This window comes from Vibrio galatheae, assembly GCF_000967545.1.
Lineage (GTDB): Bacteria > Pseudomonadota > Gammaproteobacteria > Enterobacterales > Vibrionaceae > Vibrio > Vibrio galatheae.
The window spans coordinates 247,052-270,344 of sequence record NZ_JXXV01000016.1 but is presented as its reverse complement, the minus strand read 5'-3'; the positions used below and the strand labels follow the sequence as shown (position 1 = coordinate 270,344).

28 protein-coding genes, 4 tRNA genes and 1 pseudogene are annotated in these 23,293 nt (G+C 44.5%); 15 read left to right on the top strand and 18 right to left on the bottom strand.

Annotated features, from left to right (window positions below; genetic code table 11):
• Positions 1-63: 63 nt before the first annotated feature.
• The 9 genes from terL to TW81_RS18850 are packed head-to-tail and all read right to left on the bottom strand — an operon-like array spanning position 64 to position 5,741.
• Positions 64-1,572, bottom strand: coding sequence for a phage terminase large subunit (terL, locus tag TW81_RS09850; RefSeq protein WP_045955528.1), 1,509 nt, complete (start codon positions 1,570-1,572; stop codon positions 64-66).
• A gap of 30 nt (positions 1,573-1,602) precedes the next feature.
• Positions 1,603-2,070 carry a DUF1804 family protein gene (locus TW81_RS09845; protein ID WP_045955527.1) on the bottom strand — a complete coding sequence of 156 codons (468 nt, stop codon included), beginning with the start codon at positions 2,068-2,070 and terminating at the stop codon, positions 1,603-1,605.
• On the bottom strand, positions 2,063-2,575 hold the full coding sequence (locus TW81_RS18855; RefSeq protein ID WP_052706174.1) for a lysis system i-spanin subunit Rz: 513 nt from the start codon (positions 2,573-2,575) through the stop codon (positions 2,063-2,065). Before TW81_RS18855 ends, TW81_RS09845 begins: the two co-directional genes overlap by 8 nt.
• Positions 2,576-2,577: 2 nt before the next feature.
• Positions 2,578-3,117 carry a lysozyme gene (locus tag TW81_RS09835; protein ID WP_045955526.1) on the bottom strand — a complete coding sequence of 180 codons (540 nt, stop codon included), beginning with the start codon at positions 3,115-3,117 and terminating at the stop codon, positions 2,578-2,580.
• Positions 3,089-3,304: a hypothetical protein gene (locus TW81_RS09830; protein ID WP_045955525.1), complete on the bottom strand. Its 216-nt coding sequence runs from the start codon at positions 3,302-3,304 to the stop codon at positions 3,089-3,091. The genes TW81_RS09835 and TW81_RS09830 overlap by 29 nt, the downstream gene beginning before the upstream one ends.
• A complete protein-coding gene (locus TW81_RS09825; protein ID WP_045955524.1) occupies positions 3,301-3,702 on the bottom strand; it encodes a hypothetical protein in 402 nt (133 codons plus the stop codon). The genes TW81_RS09830 and TW81_RS09825 overlap by 4 nt, the downstream gene beginning before the upstream one ends.
• Positions 3,699-3,998, bottom strand: a complete 300-nt coding sequence (locus TW81_RS09820) for a hypothetical protein (protein WP_045955523.1) — start codon at positions 3,996-3,998, stop codon at positions 3,699-3,701. The genes TW81_RS09825 and TW81_RS09820 overlap by 4 nt, the downstream gene beginning before the upstream one ends.
• A complete protein-coding gene (locus TW81_RS09815) occupies positions 3,998-4,903 on the bottom strand; it encodes a Mu-like prophage major head subunit gpT family protein (protein WP_045955522.1) in 906 nt (301 codons plus the stop codon). The genes TW81_RS09820 and TW81_RS09815 overlap by 1 nt, the downstream gene beginning before the upstream one ends.
• 55 nt (positions 4,904-4,958) lie before the next feature.
• Positions 4,959-5,741: a phage protease gene (locus TW81_RS18850; protein ID WP_052706173.1), complete on the bottom strand. Its 783-nt coding sequence runs from the start codon at positions 5,739-5,741 to the stop codon at positions 4,959-4,961.
• Positions 5,742-5,907: 166 nt separating this feature from the next.
• On the opposite strand from TW81_RS18850, the gene TW81_RS09805 reads away from it, so the two are divergent.
• The 10 genes from TW81_RS09805 to TW81_RS09755 all read left to right on the top strand — a co-directional run bounded on the left by TW81_RS09805 (position 5,908) and on the right by TW81_RS09755 (position 12,209).
• The gene (locus TW81_RS09805) at positions 5,908-6,378 is read left to right on the top strand and encodes a phage baseplate assembly protein V (protein ID WP_045955521.1); all 471 of its coding nucleotides are present in this window, start codon (positions 5,908-5,910) and stop codon (positions 6,376-6,378) included.
• A gap of 1 nt (position 6,379) precedes the next feature.
• Positions 6,380-6,574, top strand: a complete 195-nt coding sequence (locus TW81_RS09800) for a hypothetical protein (protein WP_045955520.1) — start codon at positions 6,380-6,382, stop codon at positions 6,572-6,574.
• Positions 6,575-6,582: 8 nt separating this feature from the next.
• The gene (locus TW81_RS09795) at positions 6,583-6,942 is read left to right on the top strand and encodes a GPW/gp25 family protein (protein WP_052706172.1); all 360 of its coding nucleotides are present in this window, start codon (positions 6,583-6,585) and stop codon (positions 6,940-6,942) included.
• A gap of 9 nt (positions 6,943-6,951) precedes the next feature.
• Entirely contained in the window at positions 6,952-7,770 is an 819-nt protein-coding gene (locus TW81_RS09790) for a baseplate assembly protein (RefSeq protein WP_045955519.1), read from the top strand.
• Positions 7,763-8,383, top strand: coding sequence for a phage tail protein I (locus TW81_RS18845; protein ID WP_052706170.1), 621 nt, complete (start codon positions 7,763-7,765; stop codon positions 8,381-8,383). Before TW81_RS09790 ends, TW81_RS18845 begins: the two co-directional genes overlap by 8 nt.
• Positions 8,380-9,450: a phage tail protein gene (locus TW81_RS09775; RefSeq protein ID WP_239424318.1), complete on the top strand. Its 1,071-nt coding sequence runs from the start codon at positions 8,380-8,382 to the stop codon at positions 9,448-9,450. The genes TW81_RS18845 and TW81_RS09775 overlap by 4 nt, the downstream gene beginning before the upstream one ends.
• Positions 9,450-10,337 (top strand): hypothetical protein, encoded by an 888-nt coding sequence (locus TW81_RS09770; RefSeq protein ID WP_045955518.1) that lies wholly within the window; start codon positions 9,450-9,452, stop codon positions 10,335-10,337. The genes TW81_RS09775 and TW81_RS09770 overlap by 1 nt, the downstream gene beginning before the upstream one ends.
• A gap of 3 nt (positions 10,338-10,340) precedes the next feature.
• Positions 10,341-11,444 carry a phage tail sheath C-terminal domain-containing protein gene (locus TW81_RS09765; protein WP_045955517.1) on the top strand — a complete coding sequence of 368 codons (1,104 nt, stop codon included), beginning with the start codon at positions 10,341-10,343 and terminating at the stop codon, positions 11,442-11,444.
• A complete protein-coding gene (locus TW81_RS09760) occupies positions 11,445-11,936 on the top strand; it encodes a phage major tail tube protein (protein ID WP_045955516.1) in 492 nt (163 codons plus the stop codon).
• Between the two features lie 63 nt (positions 11,937-11,999).
• On the top strand, positions 12,000-12,209 hold the full coding sequence (locus TW81_RS09755) for a phage tail assembly protein (protein ID WP_045955515.1): 210 nt from the start codon (positions 12,000-12,002) through the stop codon (positions 12,207-12,209).
• A 74-nt stretch (positions 12,210-12,283) separates the two neighbouring features.
• On the opposite strand, the gene TW81_RS19260 is transcribed toward TW81_RS09755, so the two are convergent.
• Positions 12,284-12,586: a hypothetical protein gene (locus TW81_RS19260; protein WP_156980937.1), complete on the bottom strand. Its 303-nt coding sequence runs from the start codon at positions 12,584-12,586 to the stop codon at positions 12,284-12,286.
• Positions 12,587-12,636: 50 nt separating this feature from the next.
• On the opposite strand from TW81_RS19260, the gene TW81_RS09750 reads away from it, so the two are divergent.
• From TW81_RS09750 to TW81_RS09730, 5 genes and pseudogenes are all read left to right on the top strand, one after another.
• Positions 12,637-14,823: a phage tail tape measure protein gene (locus TW81_RS09750; protein ID WP_052706168.1), complete on the top strand. Its 2,187-nt coding sequence runs from the start codon at positions 12,637-12,639 to the stop codon at positions 14,821-14,823.
• Positions 14,824-14,825: 2 nt separating this feature from the next.
• Positions 14,826-15,185, top strand: coding sequence for a phage tail protein (locus TW81_RS09745; RefSeq protein ID WP_045955514.1), 360 nt, complete (start codon positions 14,826-14,828; stop codon positions 15,183-15,185).
• Entirely contained in the window at positions 15,185-15,376 is a 192-nt protein-coding gene (locus TW81_RS09740) for a tail protein X (RefSeq protein ID WP_045955513.1), read from the top strand. The genes TW81_RS09745 and TW81_RS09740 overlap by 1 nt, the downstream gene beginning before the upstream one ends.
• A complete protein-coding gene (locus TW81_RS09735) occupies positions 15,370-16,296 on the top strand; it encodes a phage late control D family protein (RefSeq protein ID WP_045955512.1) in 927 nt (308 codons plus the stop codon). The genes TW81_RS09740 and TW81_RS09735 overlap by 7 nt, the downstream gene beginning before the upstream one ends.
• Positions 16,297-16,494: 198 nt before the next feature.
• Positions 16,495-17,463, top strand: a pseudogene (locus tag TW81_RS09730) (PQQ-dependent sugar dehydrogenase); the annotation flags it as partial.
• A 21-nt stretch (positions 17,464-17,484) separates the two neighbouring features.
• Here the strand turns inward: TW81_RS09730 and TW81_RS09725 are convergent.
• The 8 genes from TW81_RS09725 to uvrY all read right to left on the bottom strand — a co-directional run bounded on the left by TW81_RS09725 (position 17,485) and on the right by uvrY (position 22,979).
• Positions 17,485-18,975: a sensor domain-containing diguanylate cyclase gene (locus tag TW81_RS09725; RefSeq protein ID WP_045955511.1), complete on the bottom strand. Its 1,491-nt coding sequence runs from the start codon at positions 18,973-18,975 to the stop codon at positions 17,485-17,487.
• A 196-nt stretch (positions 18,976-19,171) separates the two neighbouring features.
• Positions 19,172-19,247 (bottom strand) — tRNA-Gly (locus tag TW81_RS09720).
• 13 nt (positions 19,248-19,260) lie between these two features.
• Positions 19,261-19,347: transfer RNA gene (locus TW81_RS09715), tRNA-Leu, on the bottom strand.
• Positions 19,348-19,431: 84 nt separating this feature from the next.
• Positions 19,432-19,507, bottom strand: a tRNA-Gly gene (locus tag TW81_RS09710).
• A 3-nt stretch (positions 19,508-19,510) separates the two neighbouring features.
• A tRNA-Cys gene (locus TW81_RS09705) sits at positions 19,511-19,584 on the bottom strand.
• 239 nt (positions 19,585-19,823) lie between these two features.
• The gene (pgsA, locus tag TW81_RS09700; RefSeq protein WP_045955510.1) at positions 19,824-20,381 is read right to left on the bottom strand and encodes a CDP-diacylglycerol--glycerol-3-phosphate 3-phosphatidyltransferase; all 558 of its coding nucleotides are present in this window, start codon (positions 20,379-20,381) and stop codon (positions 19,824-19,826) included.
• 76 nt (positions 20,382-20,457) lie between these two features.
• Positions 20,458-22,287, bottom strand: coding sequence for an excinuclease ABC subunit UvrC (gene uvrC, locus TW81_RS09695; protein ID WP_045955509.1), 1,830 nt, complete (start codon positions 22,285-22,287; stop codon positions 20,458-20,460).
• Between the two features lie 47 nt (positions 22,288-22,334).
• Positions 22,335-22,979 carry a UvrY/SirA/GacA family response regulator transcription factor gene (uvrY, locus tag TW81_RS09690; protein ID WP_045955508.1) on the bottom strand — a complete coding sequence of 215 codons (645 nt, stop codon included), beginning with the start codon at positions 22,977-22,979 and terminating at the stop codon, positions 22,335-22,337.
• Positions 22,980-23,293: the final 314 nt, after the last annotated feature.

Sequence of the window (23,293 nt, the reverse complement as noted above, 5' to 3'; positions counted from 1 at the left end):
GTTTTGATTTCTCTAAACGCTCTAAACGTGGTTCTAAAGCGTTCTAAACGCCTCTTTTGTTCACTAGGCGTACTTCTTTTTAAATTTGGCGAAGTTTTTCTTTTTCAGCTTGGCTCGAACCTGTTTTAGGTTCAGGTGCGCTGCGACTCTAAACAGGCGGTAAGCCATCTCTAATGAGTCGAGTAAGTCGTCATGCGCTGAGCTTGGATAAGTGTCTAGCTCTTCAATCAGTAAGTGGTCTTTCTCATGCACTTCAATCGTGCCGTCATTAATCAATGGCGCGATGGAGTCAATACGCAATGGCTTGGGTGCGGTGTTACGCAGCTCTTTCACCGCAAGCGGAATACCAATTTCTAGCGCTTCTTTCTTCAGTACGTCTTTGAAGAACTCTTGAAACTGCACGGTTTCACAGGCAATGGTGGTGGGCGCTATCTTCTGGTACTTGGCATACAGGGCAATGATGCGCGGGATAAGCTTCACGGGCGACATACGATAGCCTTTTACCGTGGCGTAGAACTTGTGCTCCTTCTTGCCAATCAAGGCTACACCAAAGTAATCACCTTTCTTTTTGCCCATAGACGGGTCAAGGCCAAGGTAATACACGTCACACTTAGGCATACGGTCAAAGGTCACGTATTCCTCAAACAACAAACCCTCTTTGCTGATTGGCTGGTTCTGGAACTCTGACATGAAGGATTCTTTGTCTTCAAAGTACTCTTCCATCACCTCTGTGCCGTCGATTTCAGGATCATCTAAAATCAGGCCGTCAAGGTTGATGTTGTCAGGATCACCCATTTCATGAGGGAACTGAATAACCAGTGGGAAGTTGTAGAATACAAAGTCCTTGCGCTTAGAGAGGCGCATTAACAGACTGTCGTTATGCAGCACTGTACCCACCACGAATAGACGGTAACGCTTCTTACGTGCGGGTAGCTTCATGATCGCTTTCTTAAACCAACGCTCTAGCTTGTCTCGTTGCTGCTTGCTCTCAACCTGCTCATCGTTTTCAATATCATCAACAATGATAAAATCAGGGCGGTAGCTTAAGAAGTTCTTACCACGAATTTTTACCCCTGCACCTAAGCCTTCCATTTTGCAAAGGTGATCACCGACATGGACAACAAGCTCAGTCAGTCGCCATGTGCTACCTTGAACAATCTCAAAGTCATGGATGAGGTTCTGGTTGTTCTCCAGCTCTGTACGAAAGAAATCAAAGGTATCTTCTACTAAGCCATCGGTGGCACAAATCACCACCTCATAGCGAAAGGCACACCTTACCAACTGCCATAATGAATAGAGACGGGTAATTACCGTGGTCTTAGCTGCGCCACGATAAGCGGTAAAGAGCATCTTCTTGTGCAACCATGACAACTCTTCCAACTCTTCATGACAAAACTTACGAAAGGTTGAGGTTTCCACCTCTGCATCATCAATGTGGTGTGAGAAGTAGGTTTGAATAAAAGTCCAGAAGTCAGCAAGCGCGTTCTCAACTCGCTGTGCTCTGTCACCATCAGCTAAACGAGGTAAGCTTTGCAGATAGGCGACCAGTTCGGCCTGTTCGGTTTTATTCATGGTTTAACGTCTCTTTAGCGGCTCTTTACGCTATTTGTTTTTAAGGACTTCCGACACGATGGTTTCTGCATGGTCGGCTAAGAACTGGATCACTTCGTTAGCTTTATGATTGAGCGCTAACTGGCTTAAGGTCTGGATGGTCTCTTTCACAATGTCGGCTTGGTTTACCTTCACATTGTCTTTTTGCTGCTTCAGCTTGTAATAAGTGCCAACGTATTTACTCAACATCTCAACACGCTTTTGCGGCTCAACTTCATCTAGCCCTTCTAATGCCTTTTCAAATTGATTGATGAGGGTGGCAACAAACTCTTGTTCGTTGGTGATGGCATCAGCTTTATCCGTGGCTTTGATGAATTTCAGCTCATCCCAATCCACACCCGCTTCTAAATCTCGCTTTTTGTAGGCGTAAACCGTAGCGCGACTGATACCGAGCACAGTAGAAATAGAGGTAATATTCTCACCTGCAATAAATAGGGATTTGGCTTGCTCTTTACTCATTGTTGTTCTCTTTATTGTGAGCCTGTTGGTTGCCAGCGACGCACGCACTGGGCAGTGAACGGATGTAACGCTGTAACCCTGTTATTTGGAGTCTGGAGCGCTCTTGCTCTCTTCTGAGACGGAAATAATCTTGTCGAGCTGCTGGTTTAAGTTCACAGGCTCGCTCATTAACCACGCTGGCGGTGGTGGGCTGGTTGGGCATTGGGGCGGGACAACTGGCTTTGACGAACACCCGCTGAGCACCACGAGCCACATCACGCTCAAGGCTTTCAATCTGTTGGTAGGCATCTTCTAACTCCTTGTTAAGCGCGGTGTCGAGCTGATGAACTTCTTCTAATTGCGCTTTCATTTCGCTGAGGGTGGATTCTTTGGCCTCAATGGTGGCATTCGCCACTTCAAGACTGGACTCAAGGCTTTGCTTTTCATCATGTAGATAAGAAATCGCTTTACCTGCAAGCAGCAAAGCAATGATGAGTGCGCCAGTCAGGTAACTTGTCCATCTCATGTTCAGTTCCACCCCGTCAAACAAACATCGCGCTCAACTTGTCGCCTTGAAACTATGCCTTCGCAATCAGCTTTTGGATCATGGCAACTCTGACCGTTGACATACACCCAACGTAGGTATTGCTCACAAGCTGGCGCATTGAGTCCCGCATTGAATTTCTTAAGTAAGGTGGAGCGTTGAAAGTTGCCTGAACCCATGTGAAAGACAAAGCTCACCATCATGTCAAACTCACCTTGATTAGGCGTTTGAGTGATGGCCTTTTTCACGACCTTTTCAGCCTTGGCGACATCCTCAATAAAGTAATCAGCCGCTTGGTCTAAGGTGATGGTGTCACCCTGATTCACGCCGTGGGCATGGCCTGCACCAATCGTCCAGCGGTCAGCCGAGCATTGATAGGCTTTAAGGCGGCAACCTTCCATATCTAAGATGTGCGCTAAGCCTTGCTCACTGGTGGTTAACTCTGGGGCTTTACTGGTTACAACGCCGAGCAGTGCGACCACCGAGCAAACAACGCTAGTTATCGCTTTCTGTTTTAAACTCACGGATAGCCTCCTCACGCTGTTCAATTTGCAGATATTGCAACTTAGTGCCCACCCAGTAGTAACGGATAGCCATCAAGCCCGAAATGATGCCAACGATAAAAGCGGCAAGCTGAGCAATGTCATTGAGCGACATGCCAGCCAAGATAGATGAGAGACTGGTTGCCAAACTGAATTTACCTGTGTTCATTCTTGTTCCTCTATGTCCGCATCAATGGGCGGCGTCACCGCAATACCAAGCTGATAGATAATCAATTTGTTACTGCTGAACGGTTTAGCCGCTTTCACCTCTACCTGTTGCTCTTGTTGTTGTGCTTGGATGAGTTTGCTTAATACTTCGCTTAAGCCGTCATAAATCAGCCCTTTACTGCGGCTAGGGCTTGAGATAGCGATATAGCAATTGAAGTTGTAGGTCACATCTTCAGTAAAGCCGTTATTGATGGTGATGGTATTGAACAGCAAGTACGTGCCTACGGTGTTAATCTCCCCCGTCAGCGGAATCGCTTTAGGGATGATATTGCGTAGGTACGCTTCTGCCTTTTTGATATCCACCACTAAGTCTTCAGCACTCAAGCCTTTCACACTCATAGGTAGGGGTTCTCCCTTGTTTTCGCCGTCGGTCGAGTACGGCTTTGCGGGGCTTGCGGGTCAGTAATTTGCTTGAGCGCGATTTGATAAGCCTTGATTTGCTCATCATTCACACCATTGCGATCAACAAGCAGTAGCCAACGGTAGAAAGCGATATCAATCAACACAGGGGCATCACTGTCACCTGCTAATTGCTCCGCTTCTTCCAGTGCCATATTTAAGTGTTCATCCGTGACTTCTTCAGGATCACTTAAATAGGCTTCGGCTCTGGTGCGTAGGCGCTCAAGCAAGTCCATTATGCCGCCTCTTGAGCTTCTGGCTCAGTACCATCACAGAAGTGTGCGAACTCCCAAAGGCCATAACCTGCGTTATCCATCGTATCGATGCCGAAATGCACTTTCTTATTTTTAAACAAGTCACCATCGTTACGCTCTGGCGCTTTCGCCTCACGGGTGATTTGAATGATGAACGGCTTAAGTGAGCGAGTGCAGTCCAGAACAGCCCAAGTACCCGCCGCCATGCCATTGACACAGATAGGCTTGAGCATTCCTTTTGCTTCGTTGCTGTCGCCGCCTGAAATATCCGCCCCTGTGATTTTTAGGGCTTCTTGCTCAAGGTCAGCGGCATACACTAAAACGTTAGGCTTCACACCAAAGCTGGTTTTGCCATCATCACGTTTGATGGCTTTCATCTTGGCTACCACCGTAAACACGTTGTCTTTGTTCAGTTTATGGTTGGTGAGATTGGTGTAATCCACCGCATCGTCACCTGAGCCTTTGGTATGAGTCGCAAAGAACTTTTTGCCGTCATAACAATTGCCATTAGTCACGATTAGGTCAGTCACCAGTGCGTCGTAGTGGTCAATCACTGCTTCAACTAGCGCATCAACCTTGATAGATACCGTGCTCAAGTTGTCAAAAATGACATCATCACGAGTGACAGAGAATGAAGTCTCATAGTCTTTTTTCACGATCTCATACACATGAGCTTGAAGTTCTTTTAGCTGACGCGCATCAACCCATTCAGCCATAGCAGGGAAATCACCAAGCCATGTGTAAGTGCCCGTTGGGTTCTTAGTTTTGATGATGGTTGCGATCAGCTTATAAAGACCTTCTGCTTTGCGCTCTTCCATCGCCTTAGCAAATAGCTTGCTGATGCCTTTATCCAGCTTTAACAGATTTTCACGAGTGACTTCTGCCATTATTTTTCTCCAGTAAATCAGTGGACATTAAACGCTTTGCTTTAGTGCAAACGGTTTAAAGACCTAGTTGTGAATAGATTTCGTCGTCTGAGTCGATGCTGTCATTACCATCGCGCTCAGGGTCGATAGAGTTTTTAGAGATCACCTTGTTCTTTGCTTCCATCTCTAGGAATGAGTTCAGCGCGTTCTCTTCTAAGCCCAGAGCAAACTCTTTTTTAGCTGGCAGTAGCTCGCCTTTAGCAATGGCGTTTTCTACCTTCTGAATAAGCTGATCTTTTTTCATTTGATTCATCTCATCAGTCAGAGTTTGTTGCTGCTGTTTGAGCTGCTTGTTCTCATCTTCAAGCGCTTGTTGTTTCGCTTTTTCTTCGTCGGTCATTGCCATATCGGTTGGCTCCTTTTTTTGGTGATTTAAGGACTCATTAAGAAGGTTGGGTTGATTGACTAGCCCCATGCCCACAAGCTCTTCAACAACAGAAGAGTCGTATTGCATTAGGTATTCAGGAGAGAGGTATTTGTATTTTTTGGACTCAATAAGCTCTTGGCCTAAATCGTTCAGCTCCATCTTGGCGTAAATGCCATCTTCACGTAGTTCAAACTCGTTAAACCACGCCGCCGCATCCGCGCCATATTTTGCTGACCAACCATGATCAACCGTGAGTGGCAGCTCTAGGCCATTGGTATTAAGGCTTGCCAGTAGCATTGCGCCATCAACATCAAACGTACGCCCATCTAGACCACGGATGCTTTCACCAATCGGGCTTAGCTTGACCTTCTTATCTAGGTTGGCGGTATCGATAGAGCAAAGTACTCGAATTAATGGCTTCTTATCTGACATGACCTTTCTCTCTTGTTTCCCAGCTGTGGGGATGTCGTTTCAAGTTGAAGCCATTGTATTGAGGACTTTTTTTCATCGCCCACCATATAGCCCTTATATGGTGGGCGGTCTAAAAAAAACTCCCTTAAATTAGCCACTAACGAAACAAAGCGTAGAGAGCAACAAGATGATTGATTGCGGCACAGTAAAAGAGTCAAAAAGTGAGCAAGGTAAATCGCTGGTTAAAGTCGATATCTTAGGACTCGATACCAAATGGCTACCTGTGCTGCAAGAAGCGAACAACTTCAAGCGTAAAGTCAGCCCTGTTCCTGTTGGTACTCAGGTTGTAGTGCTACTTAATCGCTATGTGATTGGTGCCATTTTTAATCAGGGTTGTCCTGAGCCAGAAGGTGCAAGTGAGAGTTGTGAAGTCTGTGAATATTCAGATGGTACGCGCATCAGCTACGACACCAAGGCTAAAGAGTTCATTATTCAGGCGGCTGGGAAAATTACGGTGAAAGCGGATGGTGATGTCAAAGTGAATGCACCAAACATCAAACTCAATGATGGTACAGGCGTAGTAACAGGCGCACATATTTGCGCTTTTACAGGACTACCTCATTCGGATTGTTCATCTTGTGTGACAGCGGGGAAATAGCATGGCTCTGAATCAATCATCGCTATCAGAAAAAATCACCCAAAACTTAGAAGGAGCTGGATTTAAACAAGGTGAGCACGCTCAGTTTAAGAATTTGGCCGATGCCATTGCAAAAGCAGTGGTGGATGAAATTAAAACCAACGCGGATGTGGCTGTCACAAGTGGCTCAAGTGCTGGTACATACAAGGTGAGTTAGGTGCTGTTATGGCTGTACAACTCTTACAACCAAAGCAACTGCAATCGCTGACTTTTGCCAACGCTAATTTTGTTGGCGTTAAGGTGACAGGGAGCAATGACAGTGGTTATCAAGCCTCTGTTGCTGAGTCGGTGGCACGCATTTTATCAACCCGTTTGGGTGAGCGAGTGATGCGCCCGTTGTTTGGTAGCAACTTATACCTACTCAGAGACCGCACCTTTAATAGTGAGTGGCGCGTACTAGCCACACGATATGTTTATGAGGCTATTGAAACTAATGAGCCAAGAGTCCGATTTAAGCAGCTTTACTTCAGTATTGATGCTCACGGGAAACACGATTTTTATCTTGAACTAGAAGCTCGTTCTTAAGGAAAGACTGTGATTGATTACAAAAACTTACCTGAGCCTGATGTTTTAAACATGCCAACCTATGAAGAGGTATTGGCTGAAAACAACGAGCTATTTGAAACGCTATTACCAGACTACACCCCAATTGATAGTGACCCTTATCAGTTGTTATTGCAGTCATTGGCCTATCGTGAGCTTCATCTACGCCAGACCTTTAACAACAAGCTAAAACGCTCACTGCTTCTGTTTGCCAAAGGCTCAGACCTTGACCATGAAGCCGCACGCTATGGCGTTGAACGTTTGGACGGTGAAAGTGATGAAGCACTGCTAGAGCGTGCGTTGATGTCGCTAGATGGTCACTCTACGGCTGGCAGCTTAGAGAGCTATGTCTTTCATGCTCGCAGTGTTTCAAGTCGTATTCATGACGCTCACGCTTACTCACCAGAGAAAGGCGTGGTGAATACCGTGATCGCAAGTTTCACTGAAGAGCTGGATGAAGAACTCAGAGCGAAAACCGACACGCATTTAAGCGGTGACAAAGTACGCCCAATCACAGACACATCCAATGTCATGATTGCGGAAGATCTAGAGCAAGTGATTGAGGCTGAGTTAGAGCTATTCAGCTTAGATCAGCAAAATGCAGTTGAGCAGACGATTCGAGACAATTTTAACCTGCAACTCAAGATTGCGGCGAATCTGACTTACTCGCAAATCATCCGTTATCTGCATGTGGATGGTGTGTATAAGGCTGTGCCGAAAAACATCAACGGCGATGTGGAATGTAGCGACCATCAAATCATTCGTATCAGTGCGCTAAACCTAACATTTAAAGAGGCAAGTTATGCCTAGTTTATTGCCTGTTAACTCAACACCACCAGAGCACGCAACAGATTTAGTTGCTGAGCAAAAGCTGGATATGGATTTATCCAACGTAGACACGCACCCGCTAACTTGTGATGCGAAGTTGTTGCCTTACTTGGCGATTGCATGGCGCGTTGATATTAGCGGCCTAACAGAAGATGAAAGCCGAAAGCTTATTTTTAGTGCAATGGAAATCCACCGCTACAAAGGCACGGTGTATGCCGTAAAAGTGGCACTTGGCAGTATCTTTGAAAGCTCAACGCTGACTGAATTTACAGGTGAGCGCGTGTTTGAGTTCGATGCCCAAGTGATATTGCCTGCTGACCCAACAAAAATTTTTGATAACGCAAAGTTTGAGACAGCAAGAAAGCAAATCAACAAGGCCAAGAACGGACGCTCTCGCTTTATCAATTTTGAGGTGGCGTTACCAGAAGCTCATGCATCGATACCCGTGCAGACAGGCGCAACCTTTTCACCCAAGTTTCAAAATGAGCTAGCCCTTGATGCTCATGCAGATATTCATATTCAAACCGCTCTTAAGTGGGACTTAGCACTATCAACCTCTGAACTTTTACCTTCAGAGAAAGGAGATAACCAATGAGTGCATTACAGGCTATCCCAACTCCACATGGGTTAGACATTTTAAATAGCGAGTTCAAAGCTACCGCAACCAAATATCAACTGGTTGGTGCGTTAACTCACGATGCTGCAAGTGGTGATTGGTACTCGTTCTATAACGACACGATTGAAACTAGCTACTTTGATGAAAATGGCGTGCTGACGTTCATCCTGAACCTACCCATTGAAACCCACTTTGATGAGTACCTACACCAAATCCAAATACTGGATGATAACGACCAAGCGGTTGTGATTTGTGATACCCCAAAGGTTGCCCTAGCAAAAGGCATCGGAGGCATGGTCACACTCAAAGCTGCAATTACTGGTAGCGTGGGTGAGGTGGTTTTTAAGCACGGTGAATATGTCACTGAAACGGAACTCTTCGAAGTGCATTCCGCCACAAATGAAGAGATTGATAATGAAGTGTCTAACACAAAGCTCGTGAAACTTCCACAGCTATGGCGTGCACTTCAACCATCACGATTGATCGATAAACTGTGGTTAGGTTTAGCCGCGAAAATCTTTCCTGTTGGTGCGGCTATTCCTTGGTTTACCGATGTTGCACCAGATGGGTTTGGCATCATGAAAGGTCAAGCGTTTGATGTAAATACGTATGTGGAACTCGCCGCTGTCTGGCCTAACGGTATTATCCCTGATATGCGCGGCTGTGGTGTGATTGGTAAAGAAGATGATGAAGTCATCGGGCAATGGGAAGAAGGTCAAGTGAAAGAACATGGACACCCAGGCTCTAGCGTAACATCAACGAACTTAGGTTCAAAAACAACGAACTCGGCAGGTGCGCACGCACACACATTGAACGGAATGAATAAGTTTGTGGGTGACCGTAACGGGGATGGTAATTTCGATTATGGTCGTTCTTCTTCTGTTCATGGTGATGACGGTGAGTATTTTTCAATGCCTCAAGCAGGTGCTCATACCCATTCAGTTTCGATTGGCTCTCACGCTCACAGCGCTGTGATTGCCTTATTTGGGTCACTAAAGAACACCATCAACCACCGCAAAGTAAACTGGATAGTAAGGCTTGCATAATGAACACTCAATTTTTCGATAAAACGCAAACGGTCAATGTATCACGCGTTACCCGTGAGGGATGGTGGCTAGAAAACACCACAGAGCAAGTTGTAAAAGGTACGGCTCTGGGTAGCGACTTCACTACTAATATTTACCAACCATCGACACCAAAGATGATTGCACGCTATGACCGAAAAACGGATACATGGTCTGATGAAATCCAAAACAAGTCTGATGTTATGTATTTTGATGAGCATGGACGTAGTTTTTTAATTGGCTCTCCTGATGGGGAACATCCTGATTGGGCAATAACCGAAGTACCCCCTGAATACGACACGAGTAAGCAAACGGTTTTGTATAAAGACCATTGTTGGCGTATTTACGATATCTTGGTAGGTCAACCCTATTATGACCAGTGGGGAAATGAATTTATTGTCTCTGATTATAATTTTGAACCGCCTCAAGGTCATACATTGACGCCCCCTCCAGAGCCAAAAGAAGGACACGCCATTCAATTAGTTAACGGGCACTGGGTAGAACTTATCGATTACAGGGACAAGACTATTTACCGCCATTCTGATTGCACCCAATCAAAGGTAGTGACAGAGCTTGGGGCAATTGAGGAGGGTTGGACGGAGAAAGAGCCATCAACTCAATTTGATGAATGGATAAATGACGATTGGATAACCAACCTCAGTAATCAATACATCTATGGTTATGACCAAGTTGATAATACGCGCCGTGCTCTTTATGCCCAATGCTGCGACCCATTAATTGCAGAAGCTAATATCAAGCGCTTACAGGGACATGAAGCAGAAGCTCAAGAACTAGAAGCTCAAGCACTTGCTGTGCGTGAAAAAATTCAAATAGAAAACCCATTTCCATTAGCACCAACTGAGGAATAACTCATGGATTTAAACTTTGGTATTAACGGCAGTATTGGCGCAAAAGCAGCACGCCCAATCACTGTGGATTCCAGCACCCCAATTGGCGTGTTGGGTGAAGCTGACGGACAAACCGCACTACATGGTTTGTCTAAACACAATAACGCAGACGATGCATTGACCTACTGTGCTGAGCACTCTGTCACAGGTGATGTGGTTGCTGCTCTAAAAGGTATTCGCCTACAAGGTGTCAATTGCCCAATCGTGCTTAATCTTTGTGAATCTGGCAACGGTTTAGAAGCTATGGAGCTGTTTAAAAAGTCCGAAGGCTTAACAGGTGTCGCTTTAAAAAATGGCTTACTGATTGCGCCTGTCATTTCTAGTGATAACCAACATGGCCTAAAACTGGATGCTGTGGCTAAGGCGATTTGGGCAACGGCGATTGTAGATAACTTCGGTGCGGATGAAGCAGCTGTGATGGACTTTGCTGCTAACTATGGCTCTCGCTACTCACTATTGAGTCACGGCACTTATGATGCTGATGGTGAATCTATCCCATGCTCAGCACTTTATGCTGGCGTGATTGCCTATTGGGACAGCAAGCCTTACGGCTGGGCAAAATCGCACTCTAACCGTGTGGCTTCTGGTGTATCAGGCACTGACCGAGTGATTGAATACCTTGAAGGTCAAGATTGTGAAGCTCGCCGTATGCGTCAAGCAGGTATTGCAACCATCTTACGTGATCAAGGCTGGCGCACTTACGGTTTTGAAACAACGGATATCGATCCAATTTGGCAATCATTAGATCGTGTTCGTACCTTCCACCGCTTGCTGACTTCTATCTGTGACAGCTCTAAATGGGCGCGTGACCGTGAAGCAAACGAGCTGCTTTCCGTTCAGCAATCAGTCGTGGATTTCATGAACGAGCTAAAAGGCAATGATGTTGTGATTGGCTTTGATGCTTACTTTGACCCTGAGAAGAACACCAAAGCCACGGTCACTGCTGGCAAGTTCTACCTCACTATCTTAGTCGGTGATATGCCATCGGTACGCGAACTTAACATTGAGCTTATCTACTCTGACGAGTGGAATGAGACTCTTATCAATTACATCAATGGAGGTGAGTAAATGGCAGCATTTACTATTCCACATCATTTAGCGGGTTTGACAGCCTTTGTGGATGGTGTCGGCATTCTAGGTACGGTGAAACAGGTCACGCTACCCAAAGTTGAACAGATGCGTGAAACCATCGTGCAAGGTGGCTTTGAACGTAGCTTAAGCACGGGTGTGTTTAAAGCAATGGAGTGTGAGCTGGTTCTAAGTGAGTTCAACATGCTGGCTTATAACGCATGGAATGACCTTGTACCTATCGTTATTAAAGGTTCAATCAAGTCTAAAGGTCTTCGTTATCCCGTGGTTGCTGTCGTCAAAGGTGAGCGAGATGTGGATGACGGTACGCTAGAAGGCAATAAAGAAATTGAGCGTAAGATCAAGGTTTACGTCGATTTCTATTCACTGACGGTTAACAACGTTCCACAGGTTCTTATTGACCTTGAAAACCTTATCGCAAACATTGGCGGCAAGGACTACCTCGCAGACCTACGCACTCACTTGCTTTAATTCAAACACTTAATTTATGCCCTCTTAAGGGAGGGTAAACATTACTTAAACGGAGTAACGACCATGAAATCAATCAAGCTATCTAATCAATCCGTTGAAATGCGTGAGCCTAAAGTGCGTGATGCGCTAGCGGTTGATGGCATTGAAAGTGAAGCTAAGAAAGAGATTAAGATGATCTCTTCACTGACTCAGTTAACGGAAGACGAATTAACGGATATGACTTTGAAGGATTACGGAAAGCTACAGAAGCAATTGCAAAGTTTTTTAGCTTAGAGCTGATGGAGTTGCGCTTTGGGAAAGCCTTAATAGCTAAGGCTTTCAATCAATCCTTCAGCGAAGTTGAAGAGTTAACACTCAGAGATTATGCGTGGTTTGTTGAGCAGTCGATGGCAGGTGTTGAGGATGAGGGAATATAGGCCGTATTGGATCATGCCAAGAGGGAACACAACCAAGGTAATAACCGGAAGACCTAAAAGCAACTCACCGATTGTAAATGAGGGTGTGTATTCCAGTGTTCCAACGTAGAACCAGAACGGCATAAATACCCAGTTACTCATGAGCCAAGTAAACACAGACGACAATCCACCGTCACTAAATGTCTCAGCACGACGATAGAGAAAATTCACGATTGCTTTTATCAATACTTGCATAACGCCCCCTTTATGTTGGGGATTATAGAAAAGCACACAAGGAACTTCAAATGGCACTCAAAACATCCATTACCATTGGCGCTGTCTTTGCGGGTGCTCAAGCCTTTACTAACAGTCAAAAAGCAACCCAGCTATTGGGTAGCTCCATCGATAAGCTCAATAAAAAACAAACCACACTTGATGTAAACGATAAAGAAGTTGAGCAAGCTCAAAAGAAAATCAAATTACTTGGCAGCGCTTTAGACAAAATTGAAAAGCGCAAAATCAAGATTGGCGAAATTGAAGCTAACCAACAAGCCTTTCAATCTAGCTTGATGAGTAAGCTAGCTATTGGTGGTGCGATTGTTGCGCCTGTAAAAGTGGCGGCTGACTTTGAGCAATCAATGGCAAAGGTTGGGGCTGTCGCTAATGCCAGTGAAGAAGAGCTAAATAGCTTAACAGCAAAAGCACGCGAGCTGGGTGCTAGTACCAGTTGGTCGGCATCGCAAGCAGCTGAAGGTATGCAGTACCTTGCAATGGCTGGCTTTTCTACCAATCAAACCGTTTCCGCAATGCCTGGTATGTTAAACCTTGCTAGTGCTGGTGCGGTTGACTTAGGTAGTGCCGCCGATATCGCTTCTAATATCCTTTCAGGCTTTGGTAAAGATGCTGAGTACATGGGGACGTTAGGCGATATTCTGACAAATACCTTTATCTCTAGTAATACCTCACTGTCATCACTTGGTGAAACGATGAAGTACGCCGCACCAACAGCGGCAGGCGTAGGTATGGAAGTGAATACCCTAGCTGCGATGGTCGGTAAACTGGGTGATGCTGGTATTCAAGGCTCAATGGCAGGTACTTCTCTAAATGCCATGATTAACCGCCTATCAGCCCCTACCAGTGAAGCAGCAAAAGCACTGGATGAGCTTGGCATTAAAACCCTAGATGCTGATGGTAACTTACGAGATATGCCCACCGTTCTTGCTGAACTTGAACAGAGCATGGGTGGACTAGGCTCTGGTGTTAAACAAGATCTATTAAGCACCATCTTTGGTATGGAGGCAGCCAGTAAAGCTCAGATTCTTATGGCTCAAGCTTCAACTGGCGCACTTCAAGAATATGAGCAAAAGCTGCTTGAACAAGGCAGTGCTCAGCGTGTGGCAGAAAAACAAAATGCTACCTTTCATGGTTCAATGAAACTGCTTGGCTCAGCTATCGAATCTATCTCTATTACTATCGGTAACGTGTTCTTACCAACCTTATCCTCAATGGCAACTTTTTTTGCGGGTGCTATTGGTAAAGCAGGACAGCTAGCAGAGCAGTTCCCAACCATTACTAAAGTGGTTGTTGGTTTAACTGTCGGTATTGGAGCTTTGAGTATTGGCTTATCCGTAGCTGGTTACTTGTTCTCATTTGCTCAAATAGGTCTGCTAAAGCTTGGCAACGCCTTCACAATGGCAAGCACTGCCGTTAAGTGGTTAAGCCTAAATTTAAAGTCAGGCGTTATTTTCCAGAAAATTTACGCAGTCAGCACTACCGCACTTTCGACAACAGTACGGGTTCTTGGTGGCGCTTTCCGCTTTGCTGGAAAAAGTGCTCTCTGGTTAGGTAGAGCTTTATTGATGAATCCAATAGGTCTGGCGGTTACAGCTATTGGTGTTGCAGCATTCACTATCTATAAGTATTGGGAACCGATTTCCAATTTTTTCTCTGGTTTGTGGACTGATATTAAGACGGCATTCAATGGTGGTTTATCTGGTATTGGGAGCTTAATTCTGAACTGGTCACCTCTGGGACTATTTTACAAAGCCTTTTCTGGTGTGCTCAGTTGGTTTGGTATCGATATGCCTGAAAACTTCAGTGAGTTCGGTAGCTCTATGATTGACGGCCTACTGGGTGGGATTATGAACGGCCTTCCGAAGTTAGGCGAATTGGTTGATAAGGTAAAAGGCTGGTTTGGCTTTGGTGGAACTGATGAATCGAAAACCCCAAAACCAAAGTTAGGCGCAAGTGTATCAGGGGCGCATCAATATGCGACAGGCCAGCTTGCCTCACCGAAAAAACCTTTATATAGCTATACGCAGCCCTCACAGAAAACGGTAAACAAAGCCTACGCTGCACATCGTCCGCAACAAAACAACAAAATTAATGTTGTTGTGCATAACCCATCATCAACGGTTGATGTTGAACAAGCTGTAACAGGGGCAATGGGTCGCCAGTTCTCAGGTGTACCATTAACAGATAGAGAGTATTAATTATGTTGTGTTCATTAGGTGACTTTACCTTTGAAACTCACCAAACAGATTTAACATCCATCAATGAGTCAACGAGCTATCATTTTGAACGTACTCAAACTATTGGTGCGTTTGATGATGTTCAGGCTGTCAGTAAATACAACAAGAATTACGAAATGGCAGGTACGCTACTGAAGAAATCGAACTCAACACTGGATTTACTTGAGCAAATAGCTGAAAAGAAAAAGCCTATCAGCCTTGCCTTTGATTCTGGTAAAGCATTCAAGGTAATCATCAAGGCCATCAGCAAGAATAAAAGCTTATTCCTACAAAATGGTGTTGCTCTCAAATGTGACTTTAGCGTTTCGCTGGAGGTGGTGTAATGGAAAGCGTAGTGATTGAAGTTGATCTATTACGTCTTGACCAACTGGTTAATGATTATTACGGCAGCTTAGCCATGTTTGATGATGTGCTAACTGCAAACCAACACCTTGAATCCACAACTTTAAGCGTGGGTGATGAGGTGTTTTTACCTGTTCAAACCGTTGCTAAAGCAGAGGAAAAGTTATGGTAAACGATGTCAGAACCCCTATGTATGCCATCTATGTGAATAATGAGGATGTGACAGCAAATGTTACTCCTCATTTTTCTGAGCTGTCATTAACTGATAACCATAAAGACGAAGCTGATGATCTTACCTTGACCTTAAGCTCTAAGTTCCAACGCCCTGCTTACAAGGATGAAATCAAGGTTTTCCTTGGTTACGAAGAGGAAGAAAAAGTAGAGTTCTTTGGTCTGTTCTACGTTCAATCAACGAGTGTAAGAAATAATCGTGTGCTAACTATCAACGCAACCAGTGTTGATTTTAACAGCCGTCTAAAAGAGCGCCGTTCTCAGACTTATGAAACACCACTTGATCAAGTTATTTCAGACGTGGCAAACCGCAATAGCTTAGCCCTTAGAGCTGTCATCACCGATGCACCTTTAACTCACTACGAGCAAAATAATGAGTCAGACTTAGCGTTTGTACAGCGATTAGCCAAAGAGCATAACGCGATATTCAATATCAAAAATGCCACACTTTACTTTGTGCAAGGGGAACAGGAAGTGCCTAAAGTTGAGTTAGATATTGATGAATGCTTTGAGTCGGATATTACCTATTCCAATACATCTACCTACGGCAGTGCGCAAGCTATGTTCCAAGATACCAAGCAAAATAAAGCGGTCACAGCTAGGGTTGGCGAGGGTGAGCCTGTCTTAGTCGTCAAAGGGCACTGGGAAACTTACGAAGAAGCAGAGCAAGCAGCTAAGCAAGCTTTGGAAAGAGCAAACGCTGAACAGGCTGAAGGTATTTGTACTATTGCTGGTCGCCGTATCTTTGCAGGCTCACATCTAGATCTAGCCGATGATTCCTTTTCCATTAGCAAAGTCACCCACACGGTGAATAAGGCATGGAAATCACAAATAACCTTCAACAATAAGTTCACTGTTTAGCGAGAGTTTAGAACACGTTTAGGTGGGGTTTACACTTTTGAGCCGTTTGTATAGTTCGCGTCTAGATCTGTATTCAGCACTGTTCAAAAGTGTCACTCGTTTAAAATGATCCAATAAAAGCCTCAAGCCCTTGTCATATCTAGCTTCATCCTTAAAAAGCCTCAATAACTAGATCATACATTTAGTACACTTATTTACATAAGCTACTTTGAAGAACACAAGGTCATTGTCAGTGAGAAAAATGGAACGGTTGGAGTGCTCGACACAATGACTAATCACTACCAACCTATTGGCTTAGTTCCCAATGTACACGTTTCAGGGCAAGGAGGATTACTTGATATCGCAGTGTCTCCCTTTGATAGAAAAACGATTTACATCACTTATTCCAAAGCTACAGGCAAAGCGATAGAAACCACTCTGGCATCCGCTAGGTACGAAAACAATCAACTGTCCAGTTGGCAAGATTTACTTGTCACGTATTCAGGCTCGGATACGGGGCGTCATTTTGGCAGTCGAATCACTTTTGACTCACAACATCTGTACTTCAGCGTGGGTGATAGAGGTGTGAGAGAAAACGGACAAAATCTCACTACGCACGCTGGTAGTATCCTTCGAGTACAAATTAATGGCCATCCCAGCGCGCAAAACCCATTTATTGATGATGAAAAAAAGCGCCAAGAAATTTGGAGTTATGGGCATAGAAATCCACAAGGACTTTTCTTTGACCTAGAGCAGCAACAGCTTTGGTCTATCGAGCATGGCCCGAGAGGAGGCGATGAAATTAACCTAATCACCCAAGGTGCTAATTACGGTTGGCCAGTGACCTCGCATGGCAAAGAATATTGGGGACCAATCGCTGTGGGAGAATAAAAGGAAAAACCGGGAATTGTTTCACCAAAGAAAGTCTATATTCCGTCAATTGCCCCAAGTTCATTGATTCTTTATCGTGGGAAGCGCCACCCAGAACTGTCTGGAAGGCTGCTCGCTGGTGCGTTGAAACTTACCCATATCAATATCTTAACGCTAAAAGATGACCAGATCGTAGGCGAAGAAAGAATTCTTGAAGAGCTTGGAGAGAGAATCAGAGACATTGAAGCCCTACCCAGCGGTGAGATTATTTTTAGTACCGATAGCGGAAAAATTTATCGACTCATCAAAAGAAAATAGGCGCTAGCTAAGCGCTCCAGACTACTTAGTTTTTTGATTGAAGCTGCTCGACCAAATTACTTGATTTCGTCCACTTTGCTTACATTCATATAGCGCTTTATCAGCTAGGTTGAACATCGATTCCTGCAGCTCTTGGAATGTGTCGAATCGAGCTTCTAAGTCTTGCTGATGGGCAATAGCGCCACCGACTGATGTCGTGACAATCCCATAAGGTTGATTGCCTTGATGCGCTAAGTCTAGTCCTGCTATTTCATGTCTCAGTCGTTCAGCAAAATTGAGCAGTTGGATCTTTTCTGGTCGGGCACAAAATATCACAAACTCCTCCCCACCATAACGAAATGCGAGGTCACTATCTCTCGCCAGCAGCCTAATTTTGCTGCCCACTAAAGACAGAGCATTGTCACCTTCAGTGTGACCATAAATATCATTGAATGCCTTAAAATTATCGACATCGCAAACAATCAGACCAACATAATGCCCTTTACCTAAATGACGTTTTAAAAATGGTACTGCTGTTCGTGAATACTTGTGCCTTGAGCCTAATCCAGTTAAAGGATCAGTGTCCGATTTTGCACGTAAAATATTTAGTTGGTTATCGAGTTTAATCAGTAGACCCTGATAGGCTTTCGCGAGTTGACCGATTTCATCACTACGGGCAAGTTCAGAGAAGTGTTTAATGTCATTGTGTGTCTCACCTGAACGCATATGCTCGGCAAGTGATTTTAGCGGTGAGACAATCCAATGGGCAACCCAGCCAATTAACAGTGCTGAAATAAGCAGAGCAACAATAGCTTCAACAATGATTTCTTGTATAAGTGAACGCTGCAATGCAGTAAGTTCGCTCGCATCAAAAACCGCCCAGACATCTCCCCCATTCTTGTTCGACAGGGGTAACACAATGTTTAATGTGCACAACTCTTCATCAAAATAGTAAAACTCTTGGGTTGATGAAGGCTTACTCCAAGGAATATAAACGTTGTTAGTGAAATCCAAGCCTTCTAATAAAGCAGTGTATTCGCTTGTCACTCGGTTTTTGATGAACTCTAGCTTTCTAAGTCTCACCACATTATTGGCGCTAGTTTTCTGGATCTCTTGGTTAATTTGTTCGATTTTTTCTTGCTGATTTTCGACATCACTTTCCGTGACATTAGCGCGCCAGAGATACTCAAAACGTTTAAAAAAACGTACCTGAACCTCTTGCTGGGCATAATCTGATTTACCCGCCACTTCCAAAAATTCGAGATCATCTATGGAGGCCAACAGTTTTTGCGTACTCGGCATGGTTAGGTTAGCGTAATTAATATTCGCTACCGAGTTCGATAAAAATGAGAGATGCGGTGAAAGCGTCAACTTTGCGATAGACGCAGAGTAATCGATATGGCGATGCCATTCACTTTGATATCGGGTATAGCTAAAGCCCGTAATCAAAATCACCACTAGAAACAGATGAGAAACGACTAACATCTGATTTATAGAGAGCTTCGCCACCAGTTTTTGTGGTGTTGGGATCATCTTCTAACCACTCGATTGCTTCCAGCACGCTTGGAATTACTTTACAAAACAGTGGTGTATTCTATTGGATTTATAAATAAATTCACACCGCGAATATTTAAAAACCAACTAAAAGATTAGGTTTAGGCCAATGGTCGGATGAGATAAACAGTTAAACAAAAAAGGCCCTAGCAATTATGCTAGGGCCTTTTAAATTTGGAGCGACACACGAGGTTCGAACTCGTGACCTCAACCTTGGCAAGGTTGCGCTCTACCAACTGAGCTAGTGTCGCGTAATACGTTAGATGGTGCCCCGGGCCGGACTTGAACCGGCACAGCGCGAACGCCGAGGGATTTTAAATCCCTTGTGTCTACCAATTCCACCACCAGGGCACACAAATCTAAATTTGTGATGCCTTTACTGAATAAAGTAAAACACCATCTAAAACATTGAATACAATCAATATTAAGAAAATTTGGAGCGACACACGAGGTTCGAACTCGTGACCTCAACCTTGGCAAGGTTGCGCTCTACCAACTGAGCTAGTGTCGCAAATGGAGGCGCGTCCCGGAGTCGAACCGAGGTCCACGGATTTGCAATCCGCTGCATAGCCACTCTGCCAACGCGCCTCTGTCACACCAAGATGAATAGCGTTCTCACTCGATTCCTCTTGGGTACGGGAAGCATTCTACCCATTCGATGTAATGAGTCAACACTAATTTTGAATTTTTAAATCGTTTGTCTATTAAACGCTCAAAACGACTCAAATTAGCCAGTTTCTGAGCAAATAATTCAACAAATACGCTGAGTTAATTGGGTTTAGACCCAGCTCAAATACTAAAAAGCGGGCCATTGCCCGCTTGAGAAATCAGTGATGTTGTTCGTCTAGCAAATCGTCTTTTGCTGCCATGAGATATTGTGCCATTGACCAGTAAGTGAGGACAGTTGCAATATAAAGCGCAGCGTATCCTAGCCAAATCATCCAATCATCGTAGCGCCAAATAAGTACCCACAACGCAAACATCTGACTAACAGTTTTTACCTTGCCAACCCAAGAAACAGCGACACTCGCACGTTTACCGATTTCTGCCATCCATTCACGTAATGCAGAGATAATAATTTCTCGACCAATCATAGTCACAGCTGGAATAGTAATCCAAATACTGTGATAGTGCTCCGTAATCAAAATAAGTGCACTAGCGACTAACACTTTATCGGCAACAGGATCAATAAAAGCGCCAAAACGAGAAGTTTGACCTAATTTTCTCGCCAACATGCCATCTAACCAATCAGTAAAACCTGCGACCCAGAACACCATTGCTGCAGCGAATGGAGACCAGCTATAAGGAAGGTAAAACACGACGACAAATACTGGTATCAAGAAAAGTCGCAACAAAGACAATATGTTAGGGATATTTAAACGCATATTTATTAAGACTCTTTTTGTTTGCGTATGGCTCTATTAGGTGCTTCAAACAGCGCCTTATGGTGCGTGATTTTTGCTATTGTTTCAATGCTTGATAAATGTTTTCTGCCAAAGAAGTACTAATACCCGGCACTTTGGCGATTTCTTCAACACTTGCTCGTTTGAGTTCTTGCAAACCACCCATATATTTCAGCAACGCTTGACGACGTTTGGGACCGACCCCTTCGATACCTTCGAGCGCACTGGTTCTGCGGGTTTTACCACGCTTAGCTCTATGCCCTGCAATGGCGTGATTATGGCTTTCATCTCGAATATGTTGCATCAGGTGTAGCGCTGGGGCATCGCTGGGCAGGTTAAACTCTTCTCCGTCGGTCGTAATTAAAGTTTCTAGGCCAGGTTTACGCGTCACACCTTTCGCAATGCCGATTAAATGAGGCCGCTTAGGCCAATCTCCCCAATACTGCGAGATGATTTCATGCGCGCGATTAAGCTGACCTTTCCCGCCATCAATAAAGACAATATCAGGAATTTTTTCCACTTCGAGCTGCTTGGAATAACGGCGCTCTAACGCTTGACCCATAGCAGCATAATCATCGCCACCAGTGATACCTGAAATATTGTAGCGACGATACTCTTGTTTGACCGGGCCTTCTTGATTAAACACAACACACGATGCAATGGTGCTCTCCCCCATCGTATGAGAGATATCAAAACATTCCATACGCGTGATGCTTTCCATACCCAGCAACTCTCGCAGCTCTTTAAACCGCTGAGAGATAGTCATTTTGTGATTAATCTTGGTTGTGATCGCCGTGAGTGCGTTGGTATTGGACAACTTGAGGTACCCACCACGCGTGCCTGTAGGGTTGACATGAAAATGTACCCGTCTTCCAGCAATCCCTGTTAGCGCTTCTTCCAACGGCTGAGCATCATCCATCAAACCAGTATTTAGAATAATACGGGTCGGTATCGTACGTGCTTCATTGTGGCTTAAGTAATATTGACTTAAAAAGCTATAAAACACTTCTTGTTTAGTGGTGCTATTAGGAATTTTCGGGAAGTGGCTACGGCTGCCTAGTACTTTGCCTTGGCGAATCATAAGGATATGAATACACGCTATGCCATTCTCTTGTGCGAAACCAAGCACATCCATATCATCCATTGAGTCTTCAGAAACAAATTGCTGTTCCTGCACACGGCGAATGGCTTGAATTTGGTCACGAAACTTAGCGGCATCTTCAAAGCGTAATGATTGACTCGCCAGCTCCATTTTATCAACCAATGAACTGAGCACTTGTTGATCTTTGCCTTGTAAGAACAGGCGGACTAAATCCACCAGCTCAGTGTATTCTTCATCCGATATCACACTGCTCACACAAGGTGCCGCGCAACGTCCAATTTGATACATAAGGCATGGTCGAGTCCGGTTACTGTATACCGTATCTTCGCATTGACGAACCGGGAAGATTTTTTGGATTAGATGGAGTGTTTCCCGTACCGCACCTGAATCTGGGTAAGGACCAAAATACTCACCTTTGCGCTTTTTCGCACCACGATGCATGGAGAGCCTAGGGTGCTTATGACCACTTATAAAGATATACGGGTACGATTTATCGTCGCGCAGTAAGACATTATATTTAGGTAAATACTGCTTAATATAATTGTGCTCAAGGATCAACGCTTCTGTCTCTGTATGAGTAACAGTGACATCGATTTTGGCAATATTACTGACGAGGGCGCGCGTTTTTTCACTATCTACCTTAGTTCGGAAATAGCTCGATAAACGCTTTTTGAGGTCTTTGGCTTTACCAACATAAATAACCACAGCCTCGGCATTATACATACGATAAACGCCAGGCTGATTGGTTACAGTTCTGAGGAACGAGGCCGAGTCAAATTGGCTCATACCATTACCATAAATTGGATCTGTAAAACATTGATGGTAATGGAACCTTATAATGTTTCGGTGTCGATCATTCCATGTCGAATTGCTAGATGAGTCAATTCAACGTCACCACTAATGTCTAATTTATTGAATAGGCGGTAGCGGTAGCTGTTTACCGTTTTAGGGCTCAGATTCAACTGCTCTGAAATGTCAGTCACCTTTTCCCCTTTGGTAATCATCATCATGATTTGCAGCTCACGCTCAGACAAGTCGGCAAAAGGGTTCTCCGATGCGGGAGAAAATTGGCTAAGTGCCATCTGCTGAGCAATTTCCGGTGAAATATAGCGCTGGCCACTATTCACCATACGAATCGCATTGACCATTTCATCTGGCCCTGCGCCTTTAGTCAGGTAACCTGCGGCACCTGCTTGCATCACTTTTGTTGGAAACGGATTTTCCGTATGAACAGTTAAAACGATGATTCTCACATCAGGATTAAAACGCAGGATCTTCTTGGTCGCTTCTAAACCACCAATTCCCGGCATATTCATATCCATTAAAATGACGTCAGCATGGTTGCTTCGACACCATTTTACTGCTTCTTCACCGCTTTCAGCTTCCCCTGCTACGTTCATCCCACGGACGTCTTCAATAATACGTCGTATCCCTGTGCGAACCAGCTCGTGATCATCTACAAGGAAAACATTTATCAAACTTGTATCTCCACACTACTTCAACTTCGCTTAGCTGTGTAACCGAATATTGGTTCACAGTACAACTGCATAGTTTAACTTAAAACACTATTTTTCGCTTCCCCTGAATATGTGCTTAAATGCAAACTTTAGCAAGTACTTATTTTCATAACTGGTATCTAAGTTGTTATTAATTTAGTAATCAAATGGTTACCTTGAAAATTTGCTTGTTTTTGTATCAGAAAAATCTATGTAAAAACGACAATCATTGCTGTTGCTATTTAACGCTCTGAGCTTATGCTACTCTAGCGGCGCAGGTGTTTAGCGCGGGTCTC